Source organism: Mesorhizobium carmichaelinearum (genome assembly GCF_900199455.1).
Classification (GTDB): Bacteria; Pseudomonadota; Alphaproteobacteria; order Rhizobiales; family Rhizobiaceae; genus Mesorhizobium; species Mesorhizobium carmichaelinearum.
Genome location: NZ_FZQR01000089.1, coordinates 1 through 4,753, shown reverse-complemented (window position 1 = coordinate 4,753; position 4,753 = coordinate 1). Strand labels below are relative to the sequence as shown.

The 4,753-nt window shown below is 59.2% G+C and carries 5 protein-coding genes; 1 reads left to right on the top strand and 4 read right to left on the bottom strand.

Annotation, left to right across the window (positions count from 1 at the left end; genetic code table 11):
- The 3 genes from CKW40_RS41935 to CKW40_RS41920 all read right to left on the bottom strand — a co-directional run.
- Nucleotides 1-936, bottom strand: a 936-nt coding sequence (locus tag CKW40_RS41935; RefSeq protein ID WP_143748528.1) for an isomerizing glutamine--fructose-6-phosphate transaminase, incomplete at its 3' end; no start/stop codon positions are given.
- 909 nt (nucleotides 937-1,845) lie between these two features.
- Nucleotides 1,846-2,187 (bottom strand): dCTP deaminase domain-containing protein, encoded by a 342-nt coding sequence (locus CKW40_RS41925; protein WP_095205337.1) that lies wholly within the window; start codon nucleotides 2,185-2,187, stop codon nucleotides 1,846-1,848.
- Between the two features lie 243 nt (nucleotides 2,188-2,430).
- The gene (locus CKW40_RS41920) at nucleotides 2,431-3,483 is read right to left on the bottom strand and encodes an LLM class flavin-dependent oxidoreductase (RefSeq protein ID WP_095205336.1); all 1,053 of its coding nucleotides are present in this window, start codon (nucleotides 3,481-3,483) and stop codon (nucleotides 2,431-2,433) included.
- Nucleotides 3,484-3,581: 98 nt separating this feature from the next.
- Between CKW40_RS41920 and CKW40_RS45250 the strand changes: the two genes are divergently transcribed.
- Complete coding sequence (locus tag CKW40_RS45250) at nucleotides 3,582-3,740, top strand: hypothetical protein (protein WP_244571564.1); 159 nt, start codon at nucleotides 3,582-3,584, stop codon at nucleotides 3,738-3,740.
- Between the two features lie 50 nt (nucleotides 3,741-3,790).
- Here CKW40_RS45250 and CKW40_RS45245 read toward each other — a convergent pair whose 3' ends face one another.
- Nucleotides 3,791-4,438, bottom strand: coding sequence for an SDR family oxidoreductase (locus tag CKW40_RS45245; protein ID WP_244571563.1), 648 nt, complete (start codon nucleotides 4,436-4,438; stop codon nucleotides 3,791-3,793).
- Nucleotides 4,439-4,753: the final 315 nt, after the last annotated feature.

The window sequence follows — 4,753 nt, the reverse complement described above, 5'->3', positions numbered from 1 at the left end:
CTCGAACCAGTATTTTCCGATCAATCCGGCGAGATAGGCCGTACCGCAGGCAGAGATAGCCAGGCTTGGAATGCTGGCGAAATCGATACCGGAAACCGTCTCGACGCGATTCTGTGTGAAGTCTATATAATGAGCAAGCGCATGGGCGGTGACCTCGGGCTGCTCGTAGATCTCCTTCTCCATGAAGTGGCGATGGTTGCCCTTGTTGACCAGATAGGCCGCCGCCATGGAGGTCTGGCGCGGACGCTCGACCGGACGCCCGTCGAAGTCGAAGATCTGGACGCCGGCCCTGCCAACGACGGCCCAGTCGCCGTCGACGAGATAGGTGATTTCCTTCGTGAAGGGAGCAAGCGCAATCGCGTCTGAGCCCAGGAACATCTCGCCGTCGCCGTGACCGATCGCCAGGGGCGGTCCGTTGCGCGCTGCCATGATGGTCGAGGGATCATCCTCGAAGAGAATGGCGAGAGCGTAGGCACCTTCAAGGCGTTTCAGCATGGCAAGCATCGCTTCACGTCGATTCATGCCCTCCCGATGGTATTTCGCCAACAGATACCCGATGACCTCGGTGTCGGTGTCGGTCTGGAACTCCGCTCCAGCTGCCGCCAATTCGTCTTTCAGCTCGGCGAAATTCTCGATGATGCCGTTATGGACGACCGCCACACCGCTGGCAAAGTGCGGATGCGCATTGCGTTCCGTCGGTGCCCCATGGGTTGCCCAACGCGTGTGCGCGATGCCGACGGTGCCGTCCAGCGGCTCTTGCTTCAGTCTCGTCTCGAGATTGACGAGCTTGCCTTCGGCGCGCCGCCGCTGCAAGGCACCCCCGTTAATCGTCGCAACGCCGGCCGAATCATAGCCGCGATACTCCAAACGCTTCAATGCGTCGACCAATCGATACGATACCGGCTGCCGTCCAATGATGCCGACAATCCCGCACATGTTCTTCTCCGAAGGTCCTATCCATTAGCCAACGATGCAACAATCACGAGGACGGCACGTCAGGCTTTCAGGATCGTGCATATTAGGCTCCGCAAGATCGGTAAAATTGATTGTAGTTATGGTCGTCATCCACTCCGCTGATAGGGCCCGACGGGCCTCAGGGCCTGGATCCAGGGCCCGGACTGCAATGGCCGACGATCGCGGCGATGCAGACCGCCGCGAGGAAATTTGACGGCAAGGGCTCGCATCTTATCGCGATGAGCCGGCAGAACATGCCTTCGACGGCCACCTTTGCGGGATGTCCGCGGGCTTCGACCAGGGGGCGGGGCGCGGAATCATAAAGGTCGATGACGATGAAGCGGGTGTTGGTACCTTGGGCGCCGACCTCGACGCAGGCAATGATGCGCTCGAGACGGCTCCGACTAGCGGCCCAGAAAGAAACTACTTGAAGCGGCGGACCTTGTTCGCCTTCGACGCTTAAAAGCGCGGCATCGTATGTCAGCCCCCGGCGATGGGCGTCGCTCCGCTGATTGGGTTTGGCAACCGGGCCTGCAAGGTCAATGTCTCTTGGCCTTGTCCGGACGCACCACCAATGTCGGACATGCGACATAGCCAATCCGCTAAAACGCCTTGTATCTAAATACATTTTCCTGGTGCGGCGACAGAAGGTCGAGCATGCCCTCGACTGGATAGAACTATGTCACCTGCTCACTTGCCAGCTACCAGCATCAAAACCACATCCTCGCCTATAACGGGTAACCGTCATCCTTGGCGCGCCGATCTCGATGAGCGGCCTGAACCCTCAAATCAGATGGCGCCAAGAGGAAAACACTGCCGTACCTGTTTCACAGATCTTGACCGCGATAGGTTACCAGCGGCGGGTTCGAAAATGGAAATAGAAAGCTACGCCTACCGCCAATACGGTGCCGACAGTCGCCATGATCTGACCGATGGCGGATAGACTTCCGCCGCCTCCGCTGCCGGCGGGCACGTGATGGACGAGACAAGCCGGGCATTTCTGCCGTTTGTGCGGCAGAACGGGACTGTCGAGCCCACATCCCTCTTGGTCGTGGTTTGGCCAGCGAAACGACCCTCGTAACCGCGAACGGGGGTACCAAGGATCTGCTCGAAAATGAGTGGGCAGATTTTCATCCCAGCCCTGAGCTTAACCGGAACCTTGTTGTGATTGACTATCTCAAGGCGAATATTTCCGGCGAAGTCGGCATGAAGTAGGGCTGCTGCTTTCCTGATCTAGCGCCATCCTGAATCTGCATCTCACTTAGAGAGTAGCTGGGTCGGGCGTCCCCGCCCGAGGCCCAGGAACAGCAATAAACGCCACGGGGCACAAACATTCTTCCAATCCTGCTTTCCCAATTCATTTTCGATTTCGGACGATCACGCGAACTTTCCGAATGCAGCAACCCATAGCAGCGTGTCGCGCAACTTTGTAAACGATCAAGCAGTTGCGTCGACAAGTTCAGGCCGATGCGAGCTTCAAACCTCGCGTGGCCGAAGCGACTTGTTGACCGCTGGGATGATCTTGTCTCCCCAGAGCTCGATCTGGCGCAGCATCGTCTTCTGGTCGAAATCCCCCAATTGGGTCTGAATTGCGATCTGGTCAGGTTTCAAGACATCAATCTCTTCCAACAACCGATCAATCACGCGGTTCACGCTGCCGATCGGCAGGTTCTCGCGCATGGCCTTGAACGACAGATCCTGCTGCGTCGGCGTTTCCTCCAACAGATAGCCATCCTGGCTCTGCTGGCGGCGCTGATGCAGTGATTCAGATAGCCGGCGCTGGAAACGGGCATTGTCGAGATAGCAGTTGATCTCCGCCTCGTCGTCGCTCGCATAGCAGCAGCGCAGAAGCGATATCTTGGCGTCCGTGACCTTTTTACCCTGAGCCGCCGCCGCCGTCTCGATCGATTGGCGCAGGGCGCTCAAGGTCTCTAAGCCATTGTGGAGTGCTGTGATAAAACAGTTGTGCCCCTCACGATAGGCCCGGCCCATGCGCGCGGATCCGCCGGCGATCCAGATGGGCGGGGTCGGCTTCTGGACGGTGCGTACTGAAATCGCCGTCGGGGGTATCTTCTCATAGTGGCCGTCGTGTTCGAAGATGTCTTGGTTGAGGCCCTTCAGAAGGATATCCAAGTATTCCGAAAAGACAAACGGCGCCTCATCGACACTGACACCGAAGCGCTCGAACTCGAACTGCTGGTATCCCAGGCCGACGCCTAGCTCGAGACGGCCGTTCGCAACGATGTCGGCGAAGCCGATTTCGGAAAGCAGGCGCTGTGGTTGATAAAGCGGCAGTACGCACACGGCGGTGCCCAGGCGAATGGTGCTCGTCACACCGGCGCAGTGCACCACCATCATCAAGGGTGACGGAATCAGGCTGTAATTGTTGAAGTGGTGCTCGGCGAACCACGCAGTGCTGAAGCCAGCCTGCTCCGAAACGATAGCCTGTTCGATGGAATTGCGGATGACGCTGTCGGACGATTGATGATAGCCGCGCTGGGCGGCCAGGATGAAGGTCGCGAATTGCATTGTGCTTCCTTGTTTGCAGAGGGAGTGGCCAATCAAGCGAGTGCTCGGCATGAGCACAGATCGCGTTGGCCCGGTGTCGATCCAGCTTTGGCGGCGGCATGGTGCTGCGGCAAAGCGCGCGCAAGGACCGCGAGAAAAACTTGGACTGCTTCGACGCTGAGAAGGACGTTTTCGTCATCGCCGACACGATATTCTCGATCGCAGGCCGCGTTGCAAGCGCCTCGCGCAGCCGGAGCCTGAGGCTCTCGACTCTTTGATTTTCGTTGAGTCGCCTGACGAACGGTCGACAACGAACCCGCAGCCTCCGCTATACATTCGTCATTGAATTCGTTGACGTTCCCGCATCACTGACCAAGGTCCAGCCGCCGTCCACGTATAGGATCAAGCCGTTGACGTGTGAAGCATTGGACGAAGCAAGGAAGAACACTGCATCAGCGACATCCTCCGGTTGTCCCATCCTGCCCATCGGGATGCCCCGCCTGATCGCCGTCGTGTCAATGCGGCCAGCCTTGGCCAACTGAGCAACGTTAGGCGTGCGAAGGTAGCCGGCAGCAACGGTTGCGGTACAAATGCCGACCCGGCCCGAGTTCGACCGCCATGCACCGGTCAGCATGTCCATCCCCACCTTCGCGGCACGGTTGGCATGGCGCGGCGAGAACGGCAGAACGTTGTTGATCGGGCTGAGATTGACGATCACGCCGCCGGGGCACATCGCATTGATCGCCTCGCGCGCGCACGTGAGATTGAGATCCAGGACCCGGCGATACGGTCTGGCAGTGGTCCCATTCGAGGCCGAGATGCGGGTAGCCAAGACCATCGGCCAGTTAAACCACGCCGCTGCCCGGAAGGTCCACCGCAACAACGGTCTCTCTACCTCCAAAAAAATATCGACCAGGGCACGGCCGATCCCGCCTGCGGCGCCTCTGACGATGACGATGCGTCGGGCGTGCTTCATAATAGCGTCTCCGCCACGAGCAGCGATTCCAGTCCATAGACGGCCAGCGACGGAACGATCTGGCGCGGCTAAGCCGCGCGTCCTGGTGAGGGCCGGTTGCGCCCCCTCGATACACCTCGTGCGCCCCGGCAGCGGTCCAACTCTCCATTTTTGAGTCGTGGCGGCAGCGCACACCGCTGTCGCGGTCACGCCGTTGCGGGGCTGAAAAGCAATGCTACCCACCGCACCTTCACCGACCAGGCATTCGCGGGCGGTGCTGTGGCGTTGCACAGTTGTCATAGGTTTTCGTCTCCACTGCCGCTGCGGGTCTCCACT